Below are 25741 nucleotides of genomic sequence, written 5' to 3'. Positions count from 1 at the left end.
CGCGCTCAGTCGGCGGAGCCGGTCCCGGCGGGTCCCCGTGCGGGCGACGGGCCGGCGGGGACGACGCCGAGCAGCTCGTCGATCGCGTCCTGGGTGAGGGGACCGTCGGAGTGGGCCGCCGCGAGCACGAGGGCACCCACGAGGTCGATCTCCGCCTGGAGGTCGACGTCGGTGAGCTCGTGGTCGTCGGGCATGCACCAACGGTAGGGCGCGGGGGGCGGCGACGGGGTGCTGCGTGCGCCGCTTCGGGCCGTCCGTCCGGGCCTGCCCGCCGTCCGTCGGGACCACGGTGGCCGAACGGCTCGTCAGGGCGGCCGGACGGCTCGGCGTGGCGCCGTGCGGCGGAGGGGAGGAGGTGGTGGCGGGTGCCGGGCCGGGAGCGCCTCACGGCGCGTGGCCGCTCGTGGCGGCTGATGTTGGGACCCGGGGCTGCCGCGGCCCGGCACCCACCGTCGACCATAACGCGGGCACCCCCCTCGGATCATCCCGAGGGGGCGGACCTTCCGGCCCGGGTCGTCAGTCGAGCTCGCCGGCCCGCCAGAGCCGGGCGCACGCACGCAGGTCCTCGCCGGTCGAGAGCAGCTGGGCGCCGGACCGGGTGAGGTCGCTCGCGCCCTCCGGATCGAGGGCGTCCGAGTCGTGCGCGAGCTCGGCCCGCCCGGCGGCGACGACGGCGCAGAAGGCCGAGGCCCGCTCGAGGGCGACGGCGAGGTCACCGTCGAACACCCCGGCGAGGATGCGGTCGACGACCAGCTGCAGCTCCTCGGGCTCGGGCGGCTCGGCGATCCCGGCGATGGCGTGCGCGACGTCGGTGAAGCGGATGCCGGCGGCGTACTCGCGGCTCGCCTCCTCGGCGCTGCGCCGGGTCCACTCGCGCAGCACGTAGAGCCGCCACAGGGCGCCGGGCAGGCTGCGCGCGGGGCGCGAGGACCACAGCCCGGCGACGGTGGGCAGGCCGAGGTCGTCGACGAGCCCGACGAGACGGGTCGTCACCTCGGGGTCGTGGGCGGCCCGGCCGGTCCCGACGAGGATGGCGGCCGTCTGGTGGGCGACCTCGGTCGTCTCGGCGGGGCCCGGCAGGGTGCCGCCGTGCGCCTCGAGCTCGTCCGGCGTGAAGTGGATCGGTCGGCGGGGGCGGCCGGGGTCACTGCTCACCCGGCCAGTGTGTCACCCGCGCCCGCACCCCCTCCCACCTGCGGGCGCGCCGCCCCGGCGGATAGGTTGGACCGGTCCCGGCGTGCCGCGCGCCACCTCGACCGTGCAGGAGGACCGATGAGCGACGACGGCTCGGGAGCCGCCGCCACCAGCGCCTCCCCCCGCCCGGCCCCGCCGGAGTCCGCGAAGGTGTCGCGCCCGACCTCCCTGTCCCGGCGTGGGGTGGTCCACACCCTCAGGTCGGCCTTCGACGAGTTCCAGCGCGACCAGTGCACCGACCTCGCCGCGGCCCTCACGTACTTCTCCGTCCTCTCGGTCGCCCCCGCGCTGCTGGCGCTCTTCTCGCTGCTCGGCGTCGTCGGGCGTGGCGACCTCGTCGTCCGCGAGATCATCACGATCCTCGGCCGGCTGGGACAGGCCGACGTCGCCCAGCAGCTGCGCGGTCCCCTCGAGGGCATGGTGAGCAGCGGGGCGGCCTCGTTCACCCTCGTCCTCGGTGTCCTCACCGCCCTGTTCTCGGCGTCGGGGTACGTCGGGGCGTTCGGGCGGGCGCTCAACCGGGTCTACGGCGTCCAGGAGGGTCGCCCGATCTGGAAGCTGCGGCCGGTCAACGTCGCCGTGACCTTCGGCCTCGTCCTCGCCGCGGCGCTCGTCCTGCTCGGCCTCGTCCTCAGCGGCGGGGTGGCCGAGACGATCGGAAGCCGCATCGGCCTGGGGACCCAGACGGTGCTCGTGTGGAACGTCGTCAAGTGGCCGGTCATCCTCCTCATCGTCATGGGGATGGTCGCGACCCTGTACTACGTGACCCCCAACGTGCGGCAGCCCGGCTTCCGGTGGATCTCGCCCGGCGCCGTCGTCGCCATCGTCGTGTGGATCCTGGCGTCGGTCGGCTTCGGGTTCTACGTCGGCAACTTCGGCAGCTACAACGCGACGTACGGCACCCTCGGCGGGATCATCGTGCTCCTGCTGTGGCTGTGGCTGACGAACATCGCCCTGCTCCTCGGCGCCGAGATCGACGCCGAGCTCGAGCGGGTCCGCGAGCTCGCCTCCGGCATCCGGGCCGAGCGACGGGTGCAGCTCGAGCCACGGGACACGACGCAGTCCGACAAGGCCGCCGAGAAGCTGCAGGAACGCATCGTCGAGGGGCGGGCCATCCGCCGGGCCGCGGTCGCGGAGAACGGGGTCCCGGCCCGTCGCCGACGGGCCGGCCGGCACCGCGCCCGCCCGGGCGAGGCGGGCGCCGTGGCGCCGCCCGACCTCGAGCCGCTGCCGTCGGAGGTCGCCGCCGAGCGGGCGAGTGCCACCCCCTGGCGCTGAGCCTCCGGGCGTCGACCCGGCCGGGACCGGCGGCCGGTGGGTCCCGTCGGCGGAAGTCTCTACGAACTCTGAACATCGCAGGTCAGTCGGGGTGACATCTGTCGAAGGTTCGTCTAGTCTCGTCGCCGTGACGTCAGGACAGCGCCGGTGAACCGGCTCATGGAGGGCTTCCGCCTCGGGGGCCGCTACTCGCTGACGACGCGCATCGCCTCCGGCGGCATGGGGGACGTCTGGGAGGCGACCGACGACGTCCTCGCCCGCACCGTGGCCGTCAAGGTCATGCGGGCGACGACCGACGAGGAGCCGGTGTTCGCCCAGCGCTTCCGCGACGAGGCCCTATACACCGCCAACCTCAGCCACCCCAACGTCGCGACGGTCTACGACTACGGCGAGGAGGACTCGCTGGCGTACCTCGTCATGGAGCTCGTGCCCGGCGAGCCGCTCTCGGCCCTCGTGCAGCGTCGCGGCGCCCTGCCGGCGCACGAGGTCCGCTCGATCATGGGGCAGGCGGCCCTCGCCCTCGGCGCCGCGCACGAGGCCGGGGTCGTCCACCGCGACGTCAAGCCCGGCAACATCATGGTGACCCCCGGCGGCGAGGTGAAGCTCACCGACTTCGGGATCGCCCGCGCCGTCGACGGCTCCGGGCAGACCCGCACCGGCGAGGTCCTCGGCACCCCACACTACCTCTCCCCCGAGCAGGCCCTCGGCGAGCCCGCGACCGGCGCCTCCGACCTGTACGCGCTCGGTGTCGTCGCGCACGAGATGCTCACCGGCCGCCGGCCGTTCGAGAAGAACACCCCGGTCGCCACCGCCCTGTCGCAGGTCAACGACCCGCCCCCGCCGCTGCCGGACGACGTCCCGTCGGAGCTGCGGGCCCTCATCGAGCAGTGTCTCGCCAAGGCGCCCGCCGCACGTCCCGAGAGCGCTCGCGAGCTCGGGGAGCGGCTGGGCCTGCCGGAGGCCGGGTGCCTCGACGACCGCGCCGCCGAGGACGTCCTGGGCTACGCGGCCGAGGACGCCGGCGACGTGGAGCGGGACGTCGACGCCGACGTCGCCCGTGAGTCGCTCGCCGCGCGCTCGTCCGACCCCCAGGTCCGGGCGGACGGCGCCCTGGCCGACCCGACGCCGACGCCCACCCACTCCGGACCGCGGCACGCACGGCCCCGGCGTCGGCGCGTCCACTGGGCGTGGGTCCCCGCGTCGGGGGTCGCCCTCGTCCTCGCCCTCACCTCGTTCGGGCTCGTCAGGTAGGCCCGCCAAGGCCCTCCTCGCCCCACCCGGACCGTCCTCGACGGTGCCGGGATCTGTCGTGCGACACCCCGGGAACCATCGCGTGAACTCGTGCGTTCAACCTGCGACGAACCTTTGACACATCGCCCTGACCTGGGCATACTCGGTGCTCCGAGTTAGACGAAGGTTCGACAAGACTCTCAGCGAAAGGGGCCCAGATCATGGCCACCGACTACGACGCCCCCCGAGTCCGCGACGGCGAGGAGGAGAAGAACGACACCATCGTCGAGCTCGACGCGGCCCGCAGCCGCACGACGACGAGCCTCCTCGAGGACGACACCGAGCCCACCGACGGCCTGACCCTGCCGGGTGCGGACTTGTCCGACGTCCAGTTCGAGGTCCGGGTCATCCCCAAGCAGAAGGACGAGTTCACGTGCATGTCGTGCTTCCTCGTCTCGCACGTCAGCCAGGAGACGAAGCCCGGCACGAGCCTGTGCCGCGACTGCGCCTGAGGACCTGACGCCACACGCGTTCCCTGTCGAGCAGAAGGGCGCCCCACCGACTCCGGTGGGGCGCCCTTTCTCGTGCATGCGCGTGGTCGTGGTCGGCGTCAGCGGCGGACGAGCCCGTCGCCGACGGCGGCGTCGACGTCGGCGGAGAGCCGCTCGGGGAGGTCCTCGAGGCTGTCGAGCGAGCGCTGCCGGGACTGCGGGGCGACGGGGAGCTCGCAGTCCGCGGCGAGCCCGTCGACGAGGAAGGTGTTGAGCGGGGCAACGGCCGGGGGCGCCTCGACGTACTGACGGCCGCCCGCGGCGATCGCGACCTGGCGCTCCCCGTCGGCCGAGGTGAAGACGACGGAGAACGTGCCGAAGGACGCGCCGTCGTGACCGTAGATCGGCTGCTGCTGCCCGTCCGGACCGGGGCACGGGTCGACACCCTGGTAGATGCCGAGGCCGTAGACGAGTGTCGTGGTGCTGCGGGGCTCGGTCATCGTGGCGAGCGCGGCGTCGGACACGAGCCGGCCGGCGAAGAGGGCGCGGTAGAAGTCGGCGATGTCCTCGGCGCTCGCGACGACGGCGCCGGCGGCGGAGAAGATCGAGGACGTCGTGCGGGCCAGGTCGAGGCGGTCGCCCTCGATGATCGCGACGTCCGGGACGTGGGCCCTGCCGCGGAAGGTCGCGCCGCGGGTCGGGTAGTAGGCATCGTCCATGCCGGCCGGGCGGAAGACCCTCTGCTCCAGCAGGACGTGCATCGGGCGGTTGGTCGTCTCCTCGAGCATCATCCCGGCGACGACGTAGTTCGTGTTCGAGTACGAGAAGTCGGCGCCCGGCTCGAAGAGCCACGGCTGGGACAGGGCGGCGGCGACGAGCTCCTCGTCCGTGCGCTTGGTGCGGAGGACGTCGATGAACGCCTCGTTCGTCGTCGCCTCGAGCAGGAACGGGGTGAGGTACTCGGGCAGGCCGCTGCGGTGGCTCAGCAGCTGCTCGAGCGTGACGTCGCCGCGACCGGGCAGGAGGCCGGGCAGGACGTCGTCCACGGTCGTGTCGAGGGTCCAGCGGCCGGCGTCGACCTCCTGCATGACGAGGGTGGCGACCATCGCCTTCGTGACGCTCGCGACGCGGGCGACGTCGCCGGGGCGGACGTCCGTGCCGCCGGCGACGTCACGGTGGCCGGCCGCGCCGGACCACTCGGCCGCGCCGCTGGTGACGTGCCCGACGACGCCGACCGCGCCGGCGTCGACCACGGCATCGAGGTCCGCCTGCAGCGGTGCGGCGTCGATGGTCGTCGTGGGTGCCGCGCTGGGCGTGGCGGGCGCCGCGGCGGCCGTCGTGGCCGCGAGTGGCGCGGTGACGGCGAGCGCGACGGCGAGCCCCGCGGCGCGGACGACGTTCGGTCGGTGTCGGGTGGTCATGGCCCCTCCTGCGTGGGTGTCGGTGTCGGCGCCACGTTCCCCTGCGGCGCCGCTCGCCTCCCTGTCTACGGGGGCCGCCGGGGGGTCACATCCGTCCTCGGGCTGGTCGCCCCTCCACCCGCGGGATGAGGTGGCGCGGTGCGACATACTGGCGGCCGGTCGGTCGGGGCGGACGCACGTCGGCGCCGCCGTCCGGGCCTCTAGCTCAATCGGTAGAGCTGCGGACTTTTAATCCGTAGGTTGTGGGTTCGAGCCCCACGGGGCCCACTCTGCAACTGTATGGCTCCGCCTGATGGGCGACATTCGGGCTTCGGCTGATCCGTGACAGTGGTCCGGCTGAGGCTTGACAGGTGTTTCGGCTGATCCTTGACGCTCCTTCCATGAAGGAGCTGAGTGTGGTCGAGCAGCGGTACAAGGCGGTCCTGGCGGTCATCGGAGATGGCCGCACGGTGACCGAGGTCGCCGCGTCCTGGCAGGTGTCCCGGCAAACGGTGCATGCCTGGCTGGCGCGGTACGAAGAGAGCGGGCTCGAGGGTCTGGCCGACCGGTCCCACCGGCCGGCCTCCTGCCCGCACCAGATGGGTGCGACTGTCGAGATCGCGGTCCTCGAGGCGCGCCGGAAGCATCCGGGGTGGGGTCCGCGGCGGATCGTGCACGAGCTGTCCAAGGCCGGGCTGGTCACCAGCGAGTCCGGGGTGTACCGGGCGCTGCGCCGGGCCGGGCTGGTCGAACCCGGCCGGCGGCGTCGCGAGCAGCGGGAGTGGAAACGGTGGGAGCGAGGCCGACCGAACGAGCTGTGGCAGCTGGATGTGGTCGGCGGGATCGGCCTGGCCGACGGCACCAGCATCAAGTGCCTGACCGGGATCGACGACCACTCCCGGTACGTGGTCAGCGCGGCGCTGATGACCCGAGAACGCACCCAGGCCGTCTGTGACGCGTTCGAGGCGGCGCTGCGCCGGCACGGCGTGCCCGAACAGGTCCTGACCGACAACGGGAAGGTGTTCACCGGACGGTTCAACCATCCCCCGACCGAGGTCCTCTTCGACCGGATCTGCCGGGTCAACGGCATCGAGCACCTCCTGACCAAACCCCGCTCGGAGCCTGACCCGGTTTCCCGGACAGTTTCGGTGTGGTGATCATGCCGCGGTGATGGCGGCGGTGTGAAGGGCTTCGTACTCGTGCGGGGACAGGTATCCGAGGGTGGAGTGCCGGCGGCGGGGGTTGTACCAGCCTTCGATCCACTCGAAGATCGCGGCGGCGAGCTCGACTCGCGAGGGCCAGGTGCGGCGGTCGAGCAGCTCGCGCTGCATCGTGGACCAGAACGACTCGATGAGCGCGTTGTCCACCGAGGAGGCGACCCGGCCCATCGAGCCGAGGAGGCCGGCGTCTCGCAGGCGGTGGCCGAAGACCCAGGAGGTGTACTGGCAGCCGCGGTCGGCGTGCAGGATCGTCCCGGGTGTCGGGCGGCGTTGCCAGCGGGCCATCTCCAGGGCGTCGACGACGAGCTCGGTGCGGATGTGGTCGGCGATCGACCAGCCCACGATCCGGCGGCTGTAGGCGTCGATGACGGCGCAGCAGTACACCCACCCGTCGCTCGCGCGGTGTTGCGTGATGTCGGTGAACCACACTCGGTCCGGGGCGTCGGCGGTGAAGACCCGTTGCACCAGGTCCTCGTGCGTGGCCGGCGCGGGACGGTGTCCTCGCTTGCGGCGATGGCACACCCCGGACAGCCCGGCCCGGCGCATCAGCCGGGCAACCCGTTTGCGGCCGCACGCGACGCCAAGCCCGAGGCGCAGCTCGGCGTGGACCCGCGGGGCGCCGTAGGTGCCGCGCGAGTCGACATGGACGCGCTCGATCGTGACGGCGAGCTCGGCGTCGGCCACCGCCCGCTTCGAGGGCGGGCGGTCCACGGCGTCGTAGTAGCTGGAGCGGGCGATGCCCAGCACCTCGCAGGTCACCGCGACGGGATACCCGTCGGCGGCCAGCTCACGGACCAGCGGGGCGGTCATTTTGGGGGCAGCACGTTCTCCTGCGCGAAGTACGCCGAGGCCCGCTTGAGGATCTCGATCTCCATCGCCTGACGGCGGTTCTCCCGCCGCAACCGAACCAGCTCCTCCTGCTCACTCGAGGTCACACCCACTCGGCGACCGGCGTCGACGTCGTCCTTGGCCATCCACCGGCGCAGACACGACTCGCTGATCCCCAGGTCCTTGGCGATCGTCGCGACCGACGCACCCGGCACCCGGGTCAGCTCGACCGCCCGACGACGGAACTCCAACGGCTTCGGTGCAGGCATCCAGACTCCTCTCCAAGACGATCATCGCCTCAGCTCAGGTGTCCGGAAAAGCGGGTCAGGCTCCGGCGTCGCTGATGCCGCCCGGCTCATGGACCGACGACCCGAGCACCTCTCACCGGACACCTGGCTGCGCGGCGATGACGGCCGCCCTCACGCCCGACCCCAAGAACACCAACAGGGTCACGCACAACGGGTTTCCGGCAGCCGCTACAGCGCAACGACCACTGGATTGATGCCACCGATCACTGCGATAGTGGCGGTCGGAGTTCGCCCCCGATGAGACGCACCATGCAGGCCACCGCGACGATGAGTGGTTGTTCGAGGTCGGGGACATCGCTCACGAGCTACTGGAACTGCTCTGCCGCATCGGCTACCGCGTAGGACATTGGATTCCCCTTCGCGTGGCCGCCGGACTGGCGAGTTGTCGGTCCATGGGGATCATGACCGGGCTCACCGCGAGGCGATGAGCCAGCAGCAGTGTGGCGACGTCACCTCGTCACCCATCATCTGCGGAGTCACCCGCGACGCGTGTCACGCCCGACCGTTCGTCTGACGCCGGACTGCCGTGGGCGCCACGAGGTCGAGGGCAGACGGTCGAAAGTCCGATGCACGCTCGAGCCGTCACACGATTACGTCGGATGCGCGGCGAGGTACCGCTCGACAAGCGTGGTCGAATACCCGCTCGGGATGCGATCGGAGTCGAAGATGATGCGGTACATCATGGGGGCGACGAGGCGGTCGAGGGCGTCCTCCAGGTCTCGTAGCCCGGCGTCGGGTGCTCGGCCGAAGATCTCCTTCAGGGCGCTTCGCGCGTAGTTGACGCATGCGCCGGTGTTCGCGCCGGTGCTGTCGCCGGCGACGACGTCGATGATGTAGCCGCGGCCCGGCGTGGATCCCATCTCCTCGATGAACTGCGCGGCCCACGCGAGCAGATCGCCGCGAAGGGACCCCGTTTCGGCTGGGGACTCGGGGGTCCTGAAACGATCCGCGGCGACGTCCGACAGCAGCGCCGCGAGGTCCCCCCAGCGCCGGTAGATGGTCGAGGGAGTGACGCCTGCCCTGGCTGCGATGAGGGGGACGGTGATGGCGTCGCGAGATGACGACGCCTGCAGCGATCTCACCGCGTCGTGGACGGCCTCTTGGATTCGTGCGCTTCGACCGCCCGGGCGGGCCTTGCTGACGGTGCTCATGCGTCCACCTTAACGCGAAGAAGTTGCTTTTGGAGGTGGGGCGACCTACGGTGGCCTTAAAGCAAAGATTCTGCATTAGAGAGGCGAGCATGCCCAGCACAGGACCGACCCCAACGAGCGCCGTCGCGTCCGATCCCCTTTCCGCGCCGCGCCGAGTCGTCGCACCGTTCGTGCTCGTCGCGGCCATCACGATGACGTTCCTCGCCGCATCGAGTGCGCCGACGCCGCTCTACGCGACCTACCAGGAATCCCTGTCGCTCGCGCCGGTGAGCGTCACCGTCATCTTCGCCGCGTACGCCCTTGCGCTGCTCGGAGCGCTGCTCGTTGCCGGGCGCCTGTCGGACTTCATCGGACGCAAGCCGGTGATCCTCGCCGCCATCGCGGTGGAGATGATCGCCATGGTCATGTTCGCCGTCGCAGACTCGGCCCCAGAACTCACGGCCGCACGCATCGTGCAGGGACTGGCCACCGGAGCGGCAACCTCCGCGACGGCAGCAGCGCTGGCCGACCTGATCCCTCACCGCTCCGCCCTCGTCGCCAGCGTGTCCCCGGTGGTCGGCATGGCCGCGGGCGCACTCGGGTCCGGGGTGCTGGTGGTCGAGGCGCCCGCGCCAGAGCAGACGGTCTACATCGTGCTCACCATCGCGTTCGGGCTGCTTGCCATGGCGGCATCCATGATGAGGGAGACCGCGCCCCGGCGGCCCGGGGCCCTGGGCTCACTTCGTCCACGCATGGCCGCCCCGACCATGGCTCGGCGGCCGCTGCTGACAGCAGCTCCGGTACTCGTGGCGGTCTGGTCGCTTGGCGGCTTCTACCTCTCGCTGGGCCCGAGGCTCGCCAACGAGATCACTGGCACCTCGTCCCCACTCATGGGGGCCGATCTGGTGTCCACGCTGACGCTCTCCGGTGCTGCCGCCATTCTCGTGCTGCGGGCCCACTCGCCGGCTCGGGTCTTTGCGATCGGCGCCGCGTCGCTGGTGGCAGGCTTGTCCGTGAGTCTCGTCGGCGTCGGTATCGACATGGCGACCTTGCTCTTCGGTGGCGCTCTCATCGCTGGGATCGGATTCGGTGCAGGCTTCCAGGGATCGATGCGCATCGTGATGCCCAGTGCCAGTCCCGAGGAGCGCGCAGGTCTCCTGTCGACCTTCTACGTGATCAGCTACCTGTCCATGGGGGTTCCGGCGGTCCTGGCAGGACTGCTCGCCGGCGCGGGGGGGATCAAGCTCGCCGCGATGACCGTGGGTGGTGTGCTGATCGCTCTCTCGGCGGGCGCTCTCGTCGGCGTGGCCCGCGGCGGCCGCGACGCGGATGAGCGAGCTGCGCACCTCGCGTCGGCCGACGACGTCCGTCGGCACTCTGCTCGCACGGCCTTTCCCCTTCCCGAGGAGCGCCACGAGCAGATCGCGGACACCGTGAACCACATCGACTCCGTCACCACCGTCTTGCGAACGATCCCCCTCCACGAGACGCCGCCCGCATCTTCCTTCCGCCCGAATGGCACGAACCGATGAGCATCTCGTCGACCATCACCGAGTCAGGAGCGGCGATCGCCTCCGGGCAACTGAGCCCGATCGACCTCGTCGAACAGTCGCTCGAGGCCACGGACGCCCTCGGCAGCCTCGGCGCGTTCGCCCAGGTCGACGTCGACGGTGCACGCGAACAGGCAGCGAGACTGACACACGAGCTGGCCGCCGGCCACCATCGCGGCCCGCTGCACGGGATCCCGTTCGGGATCAAGAGCCTGATCGACGTCAAGGGCGTGGAGTCCACCTCGAGTTCAGCCGTGAGGGCTGGACGTGTCCCGACGGAGGACGCCGCGGTGGTGACGGCCCTGCGCCGATCCGGAGCGGTGATCATCGGGTCGACCCACAGCCACGAGTTCGCCTACGGACTCACCACCCCAACCACCCGCAACCCTCATGACGTCGATCGGATCCCTGGCGGATCGAGTGGAGGTTCCGCTGCCGCGCTGGCCTCCTCGCAGGTACTCGGCGCGCTGGGCACTGACACCGGCGGCTCGATCCGTGTACCTGCGGCGCTCACCGGCGTTGTCGGCCTCAAGCCGACGTACGGACTCCTGCCCAGCGCGGGGGTCGCATCCCTGTCCTGGTCGTTGGACCACGTCGGACCGATGGCACGAACGGTGCACGACACGGCACTCGTCCTCGCAGCCTTCGGCGATCGCCACCTGCGTGATTCCGCCAGCGCCACGCGTCATGTCGTGGATGTCGCCAGCGACATCCAGCACGGTGGGGAGGGCCTTCGGGTAGGGGTCCCCACGAACTTCTTCTTCGACCGCGTGCAACCGGGCGTCGAGAACGTCGCACGCGCATCGATCGAGGCACTCGGAGAAGCTGGGGCGAGACTGGTACCGGTCACGGTCCCGATGTCCCACCTGTACCACCCCACGCAGTGGGGACTCATGGTCCCGGAGGCCAGTGCCTATCACCAGGAGCAGCTGCATACGTCGGCCGATCTCTACGGCTCGGACGTGCGGGGACTGCTGGAAGCCGGTGAGATGTTCCTGGCCACCGACTACGTCCGTGCGCAGCGGGCCCGAACCTTGATCGCCCGCGCCTGGGACGAGATGTTCTCCACGGTCGACGTCCTCGTGGCCCCGTCGACTCCTGTGACCGCGACCCTGGTCGGGCAGGAGGTGCTGACGTGGGCGGACGGGACCTCGGAGTCGGTCTCCGACGCATATGTCCGGCTCTCCGCCCCAGCGAACCTGACCGGGCGCCCTGCCGTCTCGGTTCCGGCGGGAACCGACGCGGAGGGGCTGCCGGTCGGAGTTCAAGTCATCGGCCGGCCATTCGCGGAGCGGTCGCTCCTGCGGGCGGCAGCGACGATCGAGAAGGCCGCCCTACCCGGCTAGGAGTTCCCATGCTGTGCGGACGTGCCCCACTGCTGCGCGCAGCGACCCCGCGGGCAACTGCGCCAAGGTCACATGGGACCTCACCACCGTCCTCGACGACCACCCGCTCGTCGGTGCCGACGGCGCCGGGAGTGCTCGGCGGTGCCTGGTGTCGCGGGTGGTCGAGAGCAGAGACGTACTTGTCGGGGCCGGGTCGAGGCGAGAGGCAGCAGCGCGTCTGGCCTCAGGGGATTCTGACCACCAGCTTGCGTGAGGAGACGCCGGCTCGAAGCCTTTCAAGGGCGTCGGGAACTGCCTCCAGACCCTGTCCGGCTACCTCGCTGAACGGGGCGGGGCGGTAGCTGCCTGCGGCCAGGGCGGCCGGAAGGACCCGTGTGAAGATCTCGGCCCCGAGCCGCTCATGGGCGACTGACCCTCCCCACACAGTCGAGAGACGGACGCCTCGGAAGCGGGCAAGACGGCTGACCAGTGTCGTGAGCGGCGACGGCTGCACCGAGGCGACCCCCACTCGTTGCGCTGACTCCGTCGACCGACGCGCGCCCACGTTCGCGGCGATCCGCACGGTCGGGACCGTCGAGGCGCTCCCGATGGCCACGATCCCAGCGAGGTGACGCCGGGCCAGCACGTCGCTCGTCCGCCGCACGACGTCGGGGTCGCGACGGTCGAGAGCGACGTCGGCGCCGAGATCGAGGACGAGCGGGTGGTGGCGCGGGGACGCCGTGGTGACTACGCGATAGCCGGCGTGACGCGCAAGCTGGATCGCGTTACACCCCACGCTGGTCGACCCGCCCCAGACCAGCACGGTGGCGTCCTCACGGCGTCGCGACGTATCGGGCAGATCCAGCGCGAGCTGGTCACGTCCGAACAGCCCGGACGCGGCAGTGGCCACACCCAGGGGAAGGACAGCCGCCTGCTCGTAGGGCAGCTGGTCCGGGATCGGGCTGACCAGAGCCGCCCGCAGGACCACGTACTTCTGGAAGGCGCCGTGAGCCGGGCTGTTGCAGTCACGTTCCTGCCCGAGAGCCAACCCGATGACACGTTCGCCGACGCTGAGACGACCGGTGCCGGGTCCGACCTCGACCACGTCCCCGGCGACGTCGACGCCCAGCACGGCCGGATAGTTCAGCCAGGGGTAGACGACCCGGCGATTCCAGCCGGTCATGGTGTCGACCGGATTGAGTGCGACCGCTCGCACGCGCACCACGATCTCGCCGCGTCCAGGGCGCGTGTAAGCGGCCTGGCCGGTAGACAACCGGGCGCTGCGGTAAGTCGCCCAGAGGGCTTCGTTCGAGGGGTCCGACATGTCCATGGGCTCGAGTCGACAGGTGGCCGTCACGGCCACCTCAAGCACCCGGCACCGCTCGGCAGCGCTCGTCGATGTAAGCCGCAGCCAGTAGTCGCTCTGCTCGTCGCACGAGCTCGGAGTTCATGGCGTTCAGCGCCGTTCCGGCGACAGCGGGTGTCCCACGAGCGACGGCAGATGCTTGACCTGGACGCGGCGGCCACCCATGTACTGACCTCACCCCCGGCGCGACGCATCCGGCGGCGCACCGCCAATCACGACTGACGGTAGAAGGATCGCGCATGACCGATCTCCCGCACGTACCTCGCACCACGACCGGACCGCTCTTCGCCGACTCGGGTCTGAAGCTCGCCCTGTTCGGCCTCAACGTGACCTCGCCCGGCGCTGTGACGACCTCCGCCGATCGGCACGAGATCGACTGGGACCGGGATCTCGACCTCGCGCTGCAGGCAGAACAGGCCGGATTCGAGGCCGTCATACCGTTCGCACGGTGGCGAGGCTTCGAGGGCCGGACCAACCCGTGGGGACAGAGCTTCGATGCCTTCACCTGGGCCGCTGCCGTAGCGGCCAGGACCTCCCGCATCTCGATCTTCGCCACTGCGCACTGCCTGACCCTGTCTCCGGTGATCGTGGCCAAGCAGATCGCTACCCTCGATGCCATCTCGCACGGTCGGGTCGGGTTGAACGTCGTGGCCGGGTGGTTCGCGAAGGAGCTGGCGATGTTCGGCGCGGCGACTCTCGATCACGACGCCCGCTACGCCTACACCCAGGAGTGGCTCGGTGTCGTGCTTCGGCTCTGGGCGGGGGAGGAGTTCGACCATCGGGGCGAGTGGTTGGACGTCGTCGGGGGTTACAGCCGTCCGGGCCCGCTCCAGCAGCCACACCCCCCGATCATGAATGCCGCGTTCTCCGCTCGGGGTCACGAATTCGCCACCCGACATGCGGACCTGTCCTTCGTCTCCGCGTTCGACCTCGAGTCGGTCAGGACGAAGGTCGGCGAAATCCGGCGGATGGCCGCCGAGGCCGGCCGCACGCAGTCGGTGTGGATCGCCGCATCGCTCGTCTGTGCCGACACCGACGATGAGGCCCGGGCCCTGGTGCGGCGGTGGGCCGAGGTGGACGCTGACGAGCAGGCTGTGGCCAACGCCATCGAGTGGACCATGGGCGGCACTGGCATGCCGGCCGAGCAGCACCGCCAGCTCGCCGGGGCCGTTGCGTCCACGATGGCCGGCTACCCGCTGATCGGAGCTCCGGACACCATCGCCGACCAGCTAGCTCGACTGCGAGACGCCGGCATTGACGGCGTCGCTCTCACGATGATGGACTACAGCACCGGCGTGACGCGGTTCATCGACGAGGTCCTCCCTCGCTTGGAGGAGGACGGGACCCGGCGGACGTAACGTCGCCCGGTGCGTCGGTACTCGGGCGGTCGTCGACGGCCGTTCGTCCGCGCTCACCCAGGCTCGGTGTCATGAGGACGCGGCGAACGGCGAGCTGCGCTCCGGCGTCGACCTAGAGGGCGGGGGTCGGCTGGCTCCGGCTCTCCGCCGCGGTGATGAGGTCATCGAGCCGCGCGCCGGCCTGGGCAAGCTCCGCCATACGACGGTCGAGCTCTGCCCGCTCGCCCTGCAGCATCGTCCGCTGCTGTGCCGTCGTGTGACCGGTGTCGATACATGGCAGCAGCTCGGCGATCCGGCGGCTGCTCAGACCCGCCGCGTACAGAGTCTGGAAAAAGCGCACGCGGTCGACGGCTGTCTCGGCGTACATCCGCTGCCCACCGCTCGAGCGCTCGCTGCTCAGCAGCCCCTGCTCCTCGTAGTAGCGCAACGCCCGGACACTCACCCCGGACTCGCGCGCGAGCTCTCCGATCCGCACGACAAACCGTCCTTTCGCGGCGCTCGACGAGCCACCGCATCCTCGACTTGACCCTGACGTCAACGTCAGGTTTTAGCGTAGCAGGGATGACAACACTCTTCGACACCGTCAACACATCAATCGCCACGCTCCCCAACCGGATTGTCATGGCGCCCATGACCCGGGCCCGGTCAGACGGCGACGGCCTCGCCTCCGCGTCGATGGCGACGTACTACGCCCAACGCGCCGGCGCGGGCCTCATCGTGTCCGAGGGCATCTGGCCGAGCCGACTCGGCCAGTCGAACCCGATGACACCCGGCCTGACCACCGAGGCCCAGGTCCGGTCCTGGCGCCAGGTGACCTCTGCGGTCCACGCGGCGGGTGGCCGCATCGTCGCGCAGATCCAGCACGCAGGGCGGCTCAGCCACCCGGACACGACCGGTCAGCAGCCCGTGGGGCCGTCGGCCGTGGCGGCACGCGACGTCATGATGTTCACCCCGGCAGGCCCGCAGCCGGCACCGGCCCCTCGGGCGCTCACGACGGACGAGGCCGCGGATGAGGCGGCGTCCTTCGGGCCTGCGGCACGAGCGGCGATCGAGGCCGGCTTCGACGGGGTCGAGGTGCACGGTGCGAACGGGTACCTCGTCAGCCAGTTCCTCGCGAGCAACGCCAACCTCCGCACGGACCGCTACGGCGGGTCCGTCGAGGCACGCACCCGCTTCGCCGTCGAGGCCGTCGCGGCCGCGGTCGAGGCGGTGGGCGCCGAGCGCGTCGGCATCCGACTCTCGCCCGGTGCAGGCATCCAGGACGCGGTCGACACCGACGTCACCGAGCTCTACACGACCCTCCTCACCCGGCTGTCCGCCCTGGGCCTGGCCTACGTGCACCTCGAGGAGGGGACGGACGAGGACACCCTCCTGCGGCTGCGTGACGTGTGGCCGGGGACCCTCGTCATGAACCCCTCGGTGCCGACGGCGACGACCCCAGCAGGGCTCGACGATGCCGAGCGGTGGCTCGGTCACGGGGCCGACCTCATCTCCTTCGGCCGCGCCTTCATCGCCAACCCGGAACTCGTGGAACGGCTGCGCACGGGCAGCCCTCTGGCGGTCGCCGACGACGCGCTCTACTACATGGGCGGGGACGACGGGTACATCACCTACCCGACGTCGGGCGGGCCGGCCGGACTCACCGCCTGACCCAGGTCCCCCGCAGGACACCCCGGACGGTCCTGCCGTCCGGAGTGCTTGGCCACGGCGCCGCCGCGGTCAGCCCACCACGTCGTGGAGCATGCGGTCCGAGGCGTGCAGCGCGTCCAGGTCGAAGGTCGACGAGCTGGCCATCAGCCCGTCGGCGCCCGACCGCTCGACGAGCCGCTCCAGACGGCACCGGACCGTGGCGGCCGTCCCCGCGATGGTGCGGCCCACGCCCTCCTCGACGCGACGACGGACCTGCTCCCCCCAGTCGGCGGTCTCGATGTCATCGGGGGACTCCAGGGGCGGGAAGCTCCCGGTACGTCGCGCCTGCGCGGACGCCCACGCCTCCGGCAGGGCCAGCCGGCGGGCCGTGGCCTCGTCGTCCGCGACGAGGACGTCCACCGAGACGACCACCGTGGCCCGGTCCGCACCCGCGGGCTGGAACGATCGCCGGTACTCGGCCAGCATGTCGGGCAGCTCGTCCGCGTCCAGGACGGGTCCCCCGACGACGACCGGGAGCCCGAGCTCCGCGGCCAGCCGGACTCCCCGGCCGGTCGCGAGGACGAAGACCGGGACACCCCCGGCCACCGACGGCCGCGCAGTGACCTCGGCCTCCCCGTCGAGGTAGGAGCGCAGCTCCTGGAGGTCCTCCCGGAACGTGTCCGGCTCGTCCGACTCCCTGCGCAGGGCCCGTCGGACCGGTGGTGTGAAGCCCAGCGACCGCCCGATGCCGAGGTCGACCCGCCCCGGGTGCAGGGCCTGGAGCATGAGGAACTGCTCTGCGACGACGAGCGGCTGGTGCAGTGGCAACATCACGCCTCCGGACCCGATCCTGATCCGGGAGGTCGCCGAGCCGATGGTCGCGACGAGCAGCGGAGGCGATCCCGACGCGACGCCCGGGACGGCATGGTGCTCTGCCACCCAGAACCGGTGGAACCCCGCCGCCTCGGCCCGGACCGCCCGGTCGACGGTGTGCCGCAGCGCGAGGGCGTCTGGCTCTCCCGCACGTGTGCGGGAACGGTCGAGCAGTGACAGTCTCACGACCCGTCCAACGCCACCGACCCAGACGGGCTTCCGACTCCACCGGCAGCGCACACCGGGCCGACCGTGCTGCCCGCTTGGTCGTGACAACAACGCGCCGGCCCGCCGGCCCTGGCCGCGTCAGGGCAGGAACCAGCGGGCCGGACAGAGGGCGGTCAGGCCCGAGAGCCGCCCGGTGCCAGCATGAGCCGACCCGCCTCCTTCGACCCCGGGTCGGTCGCCTGGAACGGCGGCACGTCCTGGCCGCACGTGGCCCCGTCGGTCGCCTCGAGATCGAGGAGATACCGGGCGATGGCTGCGTCTGCGCAGGTGGACACCCCGAGCGTGGTGTGCCCGTACCCCTCGACGGTGAGCACCCGGCCGTCCGGGAACCGGTCGGCGTAGGGCTGGGTCTGGGCGTACGGGGTCGCGGGGTCGTACCGCGTGCCGATGACGAGCACGGGCGAGTCGATCTCCTGCTGCCAGGGCCCCTTGTAGGCGTCGTCGTCACGGAACTGGACGAACTCGCACTGGATGCCGACCCAGGCGCGGTAGCGTCCGAAGTGAGGGGTCACCTCGTCGGCCTTGTCCGCCTGCCGTGGGTAGTCCCAGGCATTCAGCGGATGCTTCCCGTCGACACACAGGCTCGCCGTCTGCGGACCGATGCCCGTGGCGTAGTCCTCGATGACCCCGAGCCGACGCAGCAGGTCACCGAGTGACGTACCGGCGCGCTTTCGGTCGCTGCCGTCCCGCTGCGCCGCCGCCGGGTCGTCCATGGCGTCCAGCTGGGCGAACGACTCTGCGAGATCGGTCCACCCGGACGTGGCGTAGAGAGAGCTGAAGGTGGCGGCCACGAGGTCGTCATAGCCGAACTCGACCGTGGTGCCGTCGGGTCCCGGGAACTCGGCCGGTTCCTCCTGCAGCTGACGGAAGACGTCTTCGGCGACCTGCGCCGGGTCGCCGAGCGCCGCGAGGGGGCACGCGTCGGGTCCGGCCTCGTCGCACAGCGCGAGGAACTGCTCGAACGCCTCCTCGGCGGCGGGGCCCGTCCCGAGGCGGACCCCGAGGGACCCCTGACCGCCGGACCAGCGCGGCGGGTCCCACGTGCCGTCGATCGCCAGGGCCCGCACCCGCTCGGGGAAGAGCTTGCCGTAGGTGGCGCCGATGATGGAGCCGTAGGAGTACCCGAGGTAGTTCAGGCGCTCGTCACCGACCGCCTGACGCAGGAGGTCCATGTCGCGGGCGACGTTCGCCGACGACGCGTGCTCGAACCTGTCCCCGGAGAGGAGCTTGCAGCCGACCATGGCCGTCCCGTAGTCCACGAGGTACCCCGGCACCTCCCGGCGCGTGGTCGGGAACGCCGGGGTGTCGGCGAAGTTCGCCTTCTCGGCGGCCTCGTTCGGGAAGCAGGTCACCGGGTTGGAGAGCCCCACGCCGCGGGGGTCGAACCCGATGACGTCGAACTTGGCGTGGACCTTCGGGTCGAGGAACGTCTCACCGAGCGTGTGCATCAGGCCGACCCCGGCGATGCCCGGGCCGCCGAAGTTCAGGAACAGGCTGCCGACGCGCCCGTCGGGGTCGGTCGCTTGCAGCCGGGTCAGCGCGATCGTCGTGGTGTCGCCGCGCGGCTCGTCGTAGTCCGTCGGGACCTGGACGCTGGCGCAGTCGAAGGCCTCCAGCCCCTCACCGACGCAGGTGCTCCACGCGATGTCGGGGACGGGGGCCTGCACCTGCGGCGCGCCTGTCGGCGCAGCGGTGGGGGCGGGTGCGGCCTGCGCGCCGACGGCGCCGACGCCCAGGAGGGCGGTGACGACTGCGACGGCACCGACACGGACTGAGGGTGGGCTGGCAAGGATGCGCATGCGAGTAGCCCACACCTGGCCGCTGCGGCCACCTCAAGCCTGTTCTCACTGTGCCGCACGTCACATGCGCAAAGCTTCACCGGGGTGGCGGAGCGGTGTCCTGGTCCACCACGCCGCGGGCCCGGCGCCGGAGCACGCGACCGGCGGGGACCGCCGCGAGCGCGGGCACCACGACGAGGACGACACCGAGCACCCCCACCGACCGGAGGTCGTCGACGTACGTCGCGAGAGCCAGGCCGCTCGTCCGAAGCTGGGGCAGCACCGACGCCACGACGCCGACGACCACGCCGACGAGGAGCCAGCGCACGACGACCCCGGTCGGCCGTGGCGCCGTCCGGGCATCGCGCGTCGCCCAGCCGAAGGAGGCGAGGCCGAGCGCCAGGAACGCCCCCAGTCCCGCCCCGATGTCCGCGTCTCCGTCGGAGCCGGCCAGTGACGACCAGCCGAACCCCACGAACGCCACGAGCGCGACGAGGGCCGCGGTCCTGAGCAGCACCGTCACCTCACCGACCCCTCCCCCGCGAGCCACGTCGCGATGTCGGAGTACCCGTGCGTGGCGGACAGGGCGGACGGCGTCATGCCGGAGTGCCCCTCGGCGCCTGGGTCCGCTCCCGCCGCGACGAGGGCTCGAACCGCATCACGGTGGCCGCGCCAGACCGCGTCGTGCAGCGCCGTGTAGCCGTTGTACGCACCACGCGCCTCGATCTCGACGTCCGCGGTCCCGTTCGTCAGCTCGTGGATGACCGCAGGGTGGCCCCAGTACGCCGCCTCGTGCAGGGCAGTGCCACCCATGAGGCCGTTCCTGGCACGACCGTCGGCTCCCGCGCGGACGAGCAGCCGGACCATCGCGACATGCCCCTCGCGTGCTGCGAGCCCCAAGGGGGTGTAGTCGTCGTCCGGGGTTCCCGTCGTGGGCATGCGCTCGTCGACGACCGCCCCCGCGGCGAGCTGCCGCTCCGCCTCTTGCACGTCGCCGGTCTTCGCGGCCGCGGCGAGACGGTGCCCGACGACACGTGCGGCGTCGTCGAGGATGCGCGCCTCGACGAGCGTGGCGATGTCCGTCGACCGGTCCGCCTGGGCGATCTCCAGCGCCGTCTGTCCGAACCCGTTGCGGGGCGAGGTCCGCGCACCGTGCCCCAGCAGGACCGCGACGGCGTCGTCGTGTCCGTACGAGACCGCGTCCATGAGCGGGGTGTGCCCCAGCACCGGTGACTGCTGGTCCAGGAACGCGCCCGCCGCGACGAGGAGGTCGATGGCCTCCGTGCTGCCCGACTGGGCGGCCTTGTGGAGTGCCGTCGCTCCCATGGCCGGGTCCACGGCGTGGACGTCCGCGCCCGCCGTCACTAGGGCCTGGACGATGTCCACTCGCCCGCGGCCGGCCGCGACCAGGAGGGCGGTGAGACCACGGGAGTCACGTTCGTCCACGTCGTCGTGCTCGCCGATCCGCGCGACGACGACGGTGGAGCACTCCTCGGTGACGGCCCGGACGAGGTTCACGCTGCGGCCTCCTGGTCGATCGGGTCCAACGCGGTGAGGAAGGCGACGAGCTCCCGGTTCACGACCTCGGCCGCTTCGTGCTGCACCCAGTGCCCGGCGGTGTCCACCGCCACTTGTCCCCGCAGGCCGGGCTGTGTTTCACGCAGGGTCGCCAGCGAGGCGCCCCCCGGGTGGAAGAACTGGCACAGTCCGTCGGCCTTGCCCCAGATGTAGAGCGAGGGCTGGCGGATGACGGCGCCCTTGAGCGCTGGGGTCAGGTCGAAGCTCGCCTGGACTGCGCGGTAGTAGTTGAGGCCCGTGTCGAACCCGGTTCGCTCGAACTCGCGAATGGTGTGCGCGACGTAGTCGGCGTCGGCCCACGGCGGGACCGCTACCGGGCTCTCCCGGAGCAGGTGCTTGCGGGGGTCGACCGGGTCCCATCGCTCGTCTGGAGGAGGGCTCGCGGACAGCCAGTGGAGCACGCTGGGGACCGAGCGCGACGCAGGCTCGAAGTCTGCTCCGCCGCCGGGTCGGGCCATCGCGTGGGCGTAGTACCGGTCTCCGAGGCCGCGGGCCTCGAGGTCGTCGCGCAGGCTGAGTTCGCCGCGCGGTGCGAACGGGATGCTGAGACTCACCACCGCACGGACCCGGTCGGGACGGAGGAGGGCGGTGCGTTGCACGTAGTCGGCTCCCCAGTCGTGACCGACGAGGACGGCAGTTCGGGCGCCGACGACGTCGAGGAGGCCGACGAGGTCACCGGCCACCATGAGCGAGGTGTACTGGCTGACGTCACGGGGGGCGTGGCTGCGGCCGAAGCCGCGCATGTCGAGGGCTATCGCCCGGAACCCCGCGTCCGCGACGGCCTGCATCTGACGGCGCCAGGTCTCGGCCGTGTCGGGGAAGCCGTGGCAGAAGAGGACGACCGGTCCCTCACCCTGCTCGACGACGTGGATCTCGTGGCCGTCGACGACGACTTGTCGGCTGGAGTGCTTCATCCGTCCAGCCGACACCTGGACCCTAGGGCCAGGTCAAGGACGGGAGCGCCCCCGACGACCGGGGGCGCCGATCGTGCCGATCGGCGCCCCCTCCTTGTCGTCACAACGTGCAGTCGAGTCCGTCGGGTAGCGGCGTGAGGTCGAGGAGGTAGTCGTTGACGGCGTCGTCGACGCACGTGTTGCCCGCGACGTACACGGCCCCGTGCTGGACCCCCTCGACGGTCAGATGGTCCGCCCCGAGGGCCTCGGCGAGCGCCGTGCTGCCCTCGTACGGCGCGGAGGGGTCACCGGTGACCGAGACGACGAGCGTCCGAGGGAGATCGCCGACATCGTCGAGGTACGGGTAGTCGAGGCTCGGCTCGGCCGGCCAGCCCTCGCACGAGTCCCGTGCGGTGAGGTCGCGGCCGTCGTCCATGAACGGCGCGGCCTCGAGCATCCGCGCCCGCATCGCCGTCTCCTCCTGCGCGCTCTGGCGTTCCTTGTCGTTGCAGTGGGTGGCGAAGGCCGCCTCGAGGAAGGGGCTGTAGCTCCCGTCGCTCTGGCGCTGGTGGGCGACGTCACGCACCGCCAGGAGCGAGTCGCCGCGCCCCTTCTCGACCTCCGTCAGGCCGTCGATCAGGAACTCCCAGTTCTCGGGTGAGTAGAGGCCGAAGAGCATGGCCTCGACGGCATCGCGGTAGGACAGGGTGCGATCACCGGCCGTCGCGGCGGGCGAGGCGATGAGGGGTCGCACGAGATCCTGGAACCGGCTCGATGCCTGGGCCGGGTCGGTGCCGAGCGGGCACGTCTCGGCCTCGGCGCACGCTTCCGCCATGGCGTCGAAGGCCGACTGGAAGCCGGCGAACTGCTGCACGAGCCGCTCCTCGATACCGAGCGACGGGTCGATGCCGCCGTCGAGCACCATGCTCCGCACGCGCTCGGGGAAGGTATCCGCGTACACGGCACCCAGACGCGTGCCGTAGCTGGCGCCGAGGAAGTTCAGCTGGTCGTCCCCGAGCACCGCCCGCAGGACGTCCATGTCCTGGACGGTGTCCCGAGTGCCCAGATGGCTGATGACATCGGCCCCACCGGAGCCCTCGGCGCACTGCTCCGCCACGCGGGCCGGCTCCCCCTCCTCCCATGTCTCTCCACCGAAGAACCAGGTCGCGACGAGCGCGGCGTCGTCGCGCTCCTCGTCGCTCAGGCAGTCCACGGTCGGCTGGGACGCCCCGGTCCCTCGCATGTCGAAGCCGACGATGTCGAAGTTCTTCCCGATGCGCGCGTAGCCCGGGAGCTTCGTGATCGTGGCAGCGAACGAGGTCCCCGGAGAGGCCGGGCCTCCGGGGTTGACCACAAGGGAGCCCGTCCGCTCACCGGTGGCCTCGGCCCGGGCAACCGCCACCTCGATGGACCGCCCCGCCGGGTCGTCGTAGTCGAGGGGGACGGTGAGGTCCGCGCACTCCACCGGCGTCTCGCCGAAGAGCTTCGCGTCGGCCTCGGTCGTCGCGTAGTCGGTACAGGGGCCGAACGCGAGCTCCTGCTCGTAGAACTCCTCGAGCTCCGAGGTGTCGGCGGCGTCCGTGGATCCGGACTCCACGGATCCGGCGGCTCCTCGCGCGCCTGGCGGTGAGGAGCACCCGGTGGCGAGCGCGACGGTGAGGACGATGACGGCCGAGGTGACGGCGGACGAGCGGGACACGATGGCAGGCTCCTAGTGAGGATGGACGGACCCCCATCGCACAGGTGGCCGCTGCGGCCACGTCAAACCCGTCCTCGCCCACAACGACCCCACGGCCGCCCGGCCGCTGCCTGCCGGCCCGCGATCGTCGTCAGCCGGAGCGACGGTCGTGCTCGTCACGGGCGGCCTGGATGTCACCCCGGTGCTCGACGGCCCACGCGTTCAGTGCCTCCAGCGGCGCCAGCAACGACCGTCCGAGGTCGGTGAGCCGGTAGTCGACCCGCGGGGGGACGCTCGCGTGGACCGTCCTGCTCACGAGCCCGTCGCGCTCGAGGGCGCGGACCGTCAGGGTGAGCATGCGCTGGCTGATGCCGTCGATCGCGCGGTGCAGCTCGCTGAAGCGGTGCGTCCGCTCGCCGAGCAGGACGATGACGAGCACGCTCCACTTGTCTCCCACCCGGTCGAGCACCTCGCGCGTCGGGCAGTCCTCGTCCTGGACATCGGCGAGACGTACCGGGGTGTGCCTTGCTGACATGAAAGTGCCTCCTTGTGCAGGTCATCAGAGTGACAGAAAGTGGTTCTACGCACAACAAGTAACCAACCACACGGAAAGTGACCACCATGACCGAGCTCCTTCGCCTCGACGTCTCCGCGCGAGGCACCGACTCCGTCTCGCGCACGGTGACCGACACCTTCGAGAGGACGTGGCGCGAGCGGACCCCGCACGCAGAGGTGACCACCCGCGACCTTGCCGAGTCGGCCGTCCCCCACCTGCCCGCCGAGGTCGTGCCTCGCTCGACCGGTCAGGTCGTGGAGACGGACGCGGCCCGCTTCCAGGACTCGCTCGTCGACGAGCTCGTCCGCGCCGACGCCGTCGTCATCTCGACACCCATGTACAACCTGGGGATCCCCTCGGTACTCAAGGCGTGGATCGACCACGTCATCCTCCTCGGCCGCACGCTCCGGTTCCACGGCGAGCCGCCGCCCACTGCCGGCACCCCGATGACGGTCATCACCACCTTCGGAGGCGGGTACGGACCCGGGGCCCCCCGAGAGGGCTGGGACCACCTGAGGCCGTACCTGCGGACGGTCTTCGAGGGCATGCTGCGCATGGACGTCGAGTTCGTCACCGTGGAGTACACGCTGGCGGCGACGACCCCCGGCATGGAGGATCTCGTCGAGATGGGCGCGCGCGCGCTCCGGCTCGGGCACGAGACCGCCTCTCGTCGGGCGGCGGGCGTCGCGGCGTCGCTCGCCACCGGGGGGCTCGCCGACCTCGCCGCTTCCTGACGGCGCGTGACCGAACGACACTGGCGTCAGCGGCCGGACATGGCCTTCGCCCACTCCGCGTCGGAGTGGGCGAGGCCGAGGCCCACGACGACGTTGGCGAGCAGGCCGGCTCCGAGGACCTCACGCATCTCCTCCGGAGTCAACCCGAGCGCCGTCAGCGTGTCGACCTGCTTCGCGTAGCACCGTCGTAGCGCCTCGGCGATGTCGGGCTCGTCGACGGCGCAGTTGGCGTGCATGAGGAACCGCACGGTCCTCGGGTCCTCCACGACCGCGCCGTAGGAGGCGAGAAGGCGTGCGACGTCGAGAGGGTTCCCGTCGGCGCGCTGTCCGGCCTGCTCCCAGGCGCGTGCGAGGACGTTGGAGACGTGGTCGACCGCGGCGACGAAGAGAGCGGTCTTGTCACGGAACAGTCGGTAGACGTACGGCTGTGAGATTCCGGCCCCCGCGGCCACCTGCCCGGTGCTCGTCCCGTAGAAGCCGCGGGCGGCGAACTGTCGGACGGCGCTGGCGACGACGGCGTTCCGCCGTGCGTCGCTCTTGCTGGAGTCACCGGGGACGGGCATGGAACCAGCCAACCACGAGACGACGGAGGCGGGGGTGCCTCCGGAAGGCACCCCCGCCATGAGCGGTCGGACAGGTCAGTGCGAGAACGCCCCGACCAGGCCCGACTCGCCCCCGTCGGCGGTCAGGGACTCCATGGCGACGAGCGGGTTCCAGAAGTCCACGTAGCTGGTGATCTTTCCCTCGCGGGTGCGAACCACCGAGATGTACGTCTGGTCGTAGGGCTTGCCCGTGGCCTTCGCCGTCCCCTTGCTCCGGAACTCCGCGACGACGAGCGTCGGGTCCACGGTCTCGTGGAAGACGAGACCCTCGAAGACGACCTCGAAGGACTCCGGGAAGTTCTTCATGTACTCGTAGAGCCCGTCGTGGCCCTCCACTCGGCTGGGGAACCCCTGCGGGCCGTAGGGGAACTCGAGGACCCCGTCCTGCTCGAAGAGCGCGACCCACTCGCGGATGCGGCCGGAGGACAGGAAGGTGAGGTGGTCCCGGAAGGTCTGCTGGGCCTCGGAACGGATGGCGTCGGTGTCGGTCATGGCGATCCTCCTGTGTTATTGA

At 71.3% G+C, this 25741-nt stretch carries 25 protein-coding genes, 1 tRNA gene and 1 pseudogene; 10 read left to right on the top strand and 17 right to left on the bottom strand.

The features are described from left to right. Positions 1-5: 5 nt before the first annotated feature. Both KC207_RS01090 and KC207_RS01085 read right to left on the bottom strand, forming a co-directional pair. A complete protein-coding gene (locus KC207_RS01090) occupies positions 6-194 on the bottom strand; it encodes a hypothetical protein (protein ID WP_211601044.1) in 189 nt (62 codons plus the stop codon). 322 nt (positions 195-516) lie between these two features. Further along, positions 517-1155, bottom strand: coding sequence for a hypothetical protein (locus tag KC207_RS01085; RefSeq protein WP_211601043.1), 639 nt, complete (start codon positions 1153-1155; stop codon positions 517-519). A gap of 117 nt (positions 1156-1272) precedes the next feature. Here KC207_RS01085 and KC207_RS01080 point away from each other — a divergent pair, with 117 nt between their 5' ends. The 3 genes from KC207_RS01080 (at position 1273) to KC207_RS01070 (ending at position 4214) form a co-directional block, all read left to right on the top strand. After that, complete coding sequence (locus tag KC207_RS01080; protein ID WP_211601042.1) at positions 1273-2472, top strand: YihY/virulence factor BrkB family protein; 1200 nt, start codon at positions 1273-1275, stop codon at positions 2470-2472. Positions 2473-2619: 147 nt separating this feature from the next. Then, on the top strand, positions 2620-3723 hold the full coding sequence (locus KC207_RS01075; RefSeq protein ID WP_249138470.1) for a serine/threonine-protein kinase: 1104 nt from the start codon (positions 2620-2622) through the stop codon (positions 3721-3723). A gap of 200 nt (positions 3724-3923) precedes the next feature. After that, the gene (locus KC207_RS01070) at positions 3924-4214 is read left to right on the top strand and encodes a DUF4193 family protein (RefSeq protein ID WP_211601041.1); all 291 of its coding nucleotides are present in this window, start codon (positions 3924-3926) and stop codon (positions 4212-4214) included. A gap of 98 nt (positions 4215-4312) precedes the next feature. Here the strand turns inward: KC207_RS01070 and KC207_RS01065 are convergent, their stop codons facing one another. Beyond that, positions 4313-5614, bottom strand: a complete 1302-nt coding sequence (locus tag KC207_RS01065; protein WP_211601040.1) for a serine hydrolase domain-containing protein — start codon at positions 5612-5614, stop codon at positions 4313-4315. Between the two features lie 194 nt (positions 5615-5808). On the opposite strand from KC207_RS01065, the gene KC207_RS01060 reads away from it, so the two are divergent. Both KC207_RS01060 and KC207_RS01055 read left to right on the top strand, forming a co-directional pair. After that, a tRNA-Lys gene (locus tag KC207_RS01060) sits at positions 5809-5881 on the top strand. 113 nt (positions 5882-5994) lie between these two features. Further along, positions 5995-6711: pseudogene (locus KC207_RS01055) on the top strand (helix-turn-helix domain-containing protein); the annotation flags it as partial. Between the two features lie 39 nt (positions 6712-6750). On the opposite strand, the gene KC207_RS01050 reads toward KC207_RS01055, so the two are convergent. From KC207_RS01050 to KC207_RS01040, 3 genes are all read right to left on the bottom strand, one after another. Next, on the bottom strand, positions 6751-7623 hold the full coding sequence (locus KC207_RS01050; RefSeq protein WP_211601039.1) for an IS3 family transposase: 873 nt from the start codon (positions 7621-7623) through the stop codon (positions 6751-6753). After that, positions 7620-7910, bottom strand: coding sequence for a transposase (locus KC207_RS01045; RefSeq protein ID WP_211601038.1), 291 nt, complete (start codon positions 7908-7910; stop codon positions 7620-7622). Before KC207_RS01045 ends, KC207_RS01050 begins: the two co-directional genes overlap by 4 nt. 629 nt (positions 7911-8539) lie before the next feature. Beyond that, the gene (locus KC207_RS01040) at positions 8540-9100 is read right to left on the bottom strand and encodes a TetR/AcrR family transcriptional regulator (protein WP_211601037.1); all 561 of its coding nucleotides are present in this window, start codon (positions 9098-9100) and stop codon (positions 8540-8542) included. A gap of 89 nt (positions 9101-9189) precedes the next feature. Between KC207_RS01040 and KC207_RS01035 the strand changes: the two genes are divergently transcribed. Next, positions 9190-10611, top strand: coding sequence for an MFS transporter (locus KC207_RS01035; protein WP_211601036.1), 1422 nt, complete (start codon positions 9190-9192; stop codon positions 10609-10611). Further along, on the top strand, positions 10608-11975 hold the full coding sequence (locus KC207_RS01030; RefSeq protein WP_211601035.1) for an amidase: 1368 nt from the start codon (positions 10608-10610) through the stop codon (positions 11973-11975). Before KC207_RS01035 ends, KC207_RS01030 begins: the two co-directional genes overlap by 4 nt. A gap of 223 nt (positions 11976-12198) precedes the next feature. Here KC207_RS01030 and KC207_RS01025 read toward each other — a convergent pair whose 3' ends face one another. Beyond that, positions 12199-13284 carry a zinc-binding alcohol dehydrogenase family protein gene (locus KC207_RS01025; protein ID WP_249138469.1) on the bottom strand — a complete coding sequence of 362 codons (1086 nt, stop codon included), beginning with the start codon at positions 13282-13284 and terminating at the stop codon, positions 12199-12201. A 275-nt stretch (positions 13285-13559) separates the two neighbouring features. Between KC207_RS01025 and KC207_RS01020 the strand changes: the two genes are divergently transcribed. Further along, positions 13560-14678, top strand: a complete 1119-nt coding sequence (locus tag KC207_RS01020) for an LLM class flavin-dependent oxidoreductase (RefSeq protein WP_211601034.1) — start codon at positions 13560-13562, stop codon at positions 14676-14678. 112 nt (positions 14679-14790) lie between these two features. Here the strand turns inward: KC207_RS01020 and KC207_RS01015 are convergent, their stop codons facing one another. Then, entirely contained in the window at positions 14791-15153 is a 363-nt protein-coding gene (locus KC207_RS01015) for a MerR family transcriptional regulator (RefSeq protein WP_211601033.1), read from the bottom strand. 86 nt (positions 15154-15239) lie between these two features. On the opposite strand from KC207_RS01015, the gene KC207_RS01010 reads away from it, so the two are divergent. Continuing rightward, complete coding sequence (locus KC207_RS01010) at positions 15240-16328, top strand: oxidoreductase (protein WP_211601032.1); 1089 nt, start codon at positions 15240-15242, stop codon at positions 16326-16328. A 69-nt stretch (positions 16329-16397) separates the two neighbouring features. Here the strand turns inward: KC207_RS01010 and KC207_RS01005 are convergent, their stop codons facing one another. From KC207_RS01005 to KC207_RS00975, 7 genes are all read right to left on the bottom strand, one after another. Then, positions 16398-17366 (bottom strand): MsnO8 family LLM class oxidoreductase, encoded by a 969-nt coding sequence (locus tag KC207_RS01005; protein WP_211601031.1) that lies wholly within the window; start codon positions 17364-17366, stop codon positions 16398-16400. 155 nt (positions 17367-17521) lie between these two features. After that, positions 17522-19207, bottom strand: a complete 1686-nt coding sequence (locus KC207_RS01000) for an alpha/beta hydrolase (protein ID WP_211601030.1) — start codon at positions 19205-19207, stop codon at positions 17522-17524. Between the two features lie 76 nt (positions 19208-19283). Then, positions 19284-19709, bottom strand: coding sequence for a hypothetical protein (locus KC207_RS00995; protein WP_211601029.1), 426 nt, complete (start codon positions 19707-19709; stop codon positions 19284-19286). Beyond that, positions 19706-20704 (bottom strand): ankyrin repeat domain-containing protein, encoded by a 999-nt coding sequence (locus KC207_RS00990; protein WP_211601028.1) that lies wholly within the window; start codon positions 20702-20704, stop codon positions 19706-19708. The genes KC207_RS00995 and KC207_RS00990 overlap by 4 nt, the downstream gene beginning before the upstream one ends. After that, complete coding sequence (locus KC207_RS00985; protein ID WP_211601027.1) at positions 20701-21678, bottom strand: alpha/beta fold hydrolase; 978 nt, start codon at positions 21676-21678, stop codon at positions 20701-20703. Before KC207_RS00985 ends, KC207_RS00990 begins: the two co-directional genes overlap by 4 nt. 100 nt (positions 21679-21778) lie before the next feature. After that, a complete protein-coding gene (locus tag KC207_RS00980; protein WP_211601026.1) occupies positions 21779-23356 on the bottom strand; it encodes an alpha/beta hydrolase in 1578 nt (525 codons plus the stop codon). A 130-nt stretch (positions 23357-23486) separates the two neighbouring features. Next, a complete protein-coding gene (locus KC207_RS00975) occupies positions 23487-23870 on the bottom strand; it encodes a winged helix-turn-helix transcriptional regulator (protein WP_211601025.1) in 384 nt (127 codons plus the stop codon). Between the two features lie 86 nt (positions 23871-23956). Between KC207_RS00975 and KC207_RS00970 the strand changes: the two genes are divergently transcribed. Continuing rightward, complete coding sequence (locus tag KC207_RS00970; RefSeq protein ID WP_211601024.1) at positions 23957-24625, top strand: FMN-dependent NADH-azoreductase; 669 nt, start codon at positions 23957-23959, stop codon at positions 24623-24625. 26 nt (positions 24626-24651) lie between these two features. On the opposite strand, the gene KC207_RS00965 is transcribed toward KC207_RS00970, so the two are convergent. After that, positions 24652-25188, bottom strand: coding sequence for a TetR/AcrR family transcriptional regulator (locus KC207_RS00965; RefSeq protein WP_211601023.1), 537 nt, complete (start codon positions 25186-25188; stop codon positions 24652-24654). Between the two features lie 75 nt (positions 25189-25263). Continuing rightward, a complete protein-coding gene (locus tag KC207_RS00960; RefSeq protein WP_211601022.1) occupies positions 25264-25719 on the bottom strand; it encodes a nuclear transport factor 2 family protein in 456 nt (151 codons plus the stop codon). Positions 25720-25741: the final 22 nt, after the last annotated feature.

The sequence above is a fragment of the Phycicoccus avicenniae genome (genome assembly GCF_018139485.1).
In the GTDB taxonomy this organism is placed as follows: Bacteria; Actinomycetota; Actinomycetes; order Actinomycetales; family Dermatophilaceae; genus Phycicoccus; species Phycicoccus avicenniae.
Note: the sequence above shows the minus strand (reverse complement) of the source record. Positions and strands in the feature narration are given on the sequence as shown.

Coding starts and splice junctions, on each gene's coding strand:
- KC207_RS01040 (WP_211601037.1), bottom strand. CDS start 9,100: ATGAGCACCGTCAGCAAGGCCCGCCCGGGCGGTCGAAGCGCACGAATC.
- KC207_RS01090 (WP_211601044.1), bottom strand. CDS start 194: ATGCCCGACGACCACGAGCTCACCGACGTCGACCTCCAGGCGGAGATC.
- KC207_RS01045 (WP_211601038.1), bottom strand. CDS start 7,910: ATGCCTGCACCGAAGCCGTTGGAGTTCCGTCGTCGGGCGGTCGAGCTG.
- KC207_RS01020 (WP_211601034.1), top strand. CDS start 13,560: ATGACCGATCTCCCGCACGTACCTCGCACCACGACCGGACCGCTCTTC.
- KC207_RS00985 (WP_211601027.1), bottom strand. CDS start 21,678: ATGAAGCACTCCAGCCGACAAGTCGTCGTCGACGGCCACGAGATCCAC.
- KC207_RS00965 (WP_211601023.1), bottom strand. CDS start 25,188: ATGCCCGTCCCCGGTGACTCCAGCAAGAGCGACGCACGGCGGAACGCC.
- KC207_RS01030 (WP_211601035.1), top strand. CDS start 10,608: ATGAGCATCTCGTCGACCATCACCGAGTCAGGAGCGGCGATCGCCTCC.
- KC207_RS01025 (WP_249138469.1), bottom strand. CDS start 13,284: ATGGACATGTCGGACCCCTCGAACGAAGCCCTCTGGGCGACTTACCGC.
- KC207_RS00975 (WP_211601025.1), bottom strand. CDS start 23,870: ATGTCAGCAAGGCACACCCCGGTACGTCTCGCCGATGTCCAGGACGAG.
- KC207_RS01010 (WP_211601032.1), top strand. CDS start 15,240: ATGACAACACTCTTCGACACCGTCAACACATCAATCGCCACGCTCCCC.
- KC207_RS00960 (WP_211601022.1), bottom strand. CDS start 25,719: ATGACCGACACCGACGCCATCCGTTCCGAGGCCCAGCAGACCTTCCGG.
- KC207_RS01035 (WP_211601036.1), top strand. CDS start 9,190: ATGCCCAGCACAGGACCGACCCCAACGAGCGCCGTCGCGTCCGATCCC.
- KC207_RS00970 (WP_211601024.1), top strand. CDS start 23,957: ATGACCGAGCTCCTTCGCCTCGACGTCTCCGCGCGAGGCACCGACTCC.
- KC207_RS01050 (WP_211601039.1), bottom strand. CDS start 7,623: ATGACCGCCCCGCTGGTCCGTGAGCTGGCCGCCGACGGGTATCCCGTC.
- KC207_RS01070 (WP_211601041.1), top strand. CDS start 3,924: ATGGCCACCGACTACGACGCCCCCCGAGTCCGCGACGGCGAGGAGGAG.
- KC207_RS01000 (WP_211601030.1), bottom strand. CDS start 19,207: ATGCGCATCCTTGCCAGCCCACCCTCAGTCCGTGTCGGTGCCGTCGCA.
- KC207_RS01080 (WP_211601042.1), top strand. CDS start 1,273: ATGAGCGACGACGGCTCGGGAGCCGCCGCCACCAGCGCCTCCCCCCGC.
- KC207_RS01065 (WP_211601040.1), bottom strand. CDS start 5,614: ATGACCACCCGACACCGACCGAACGTCGTCCGCGCCGCGGGGCTCGCC.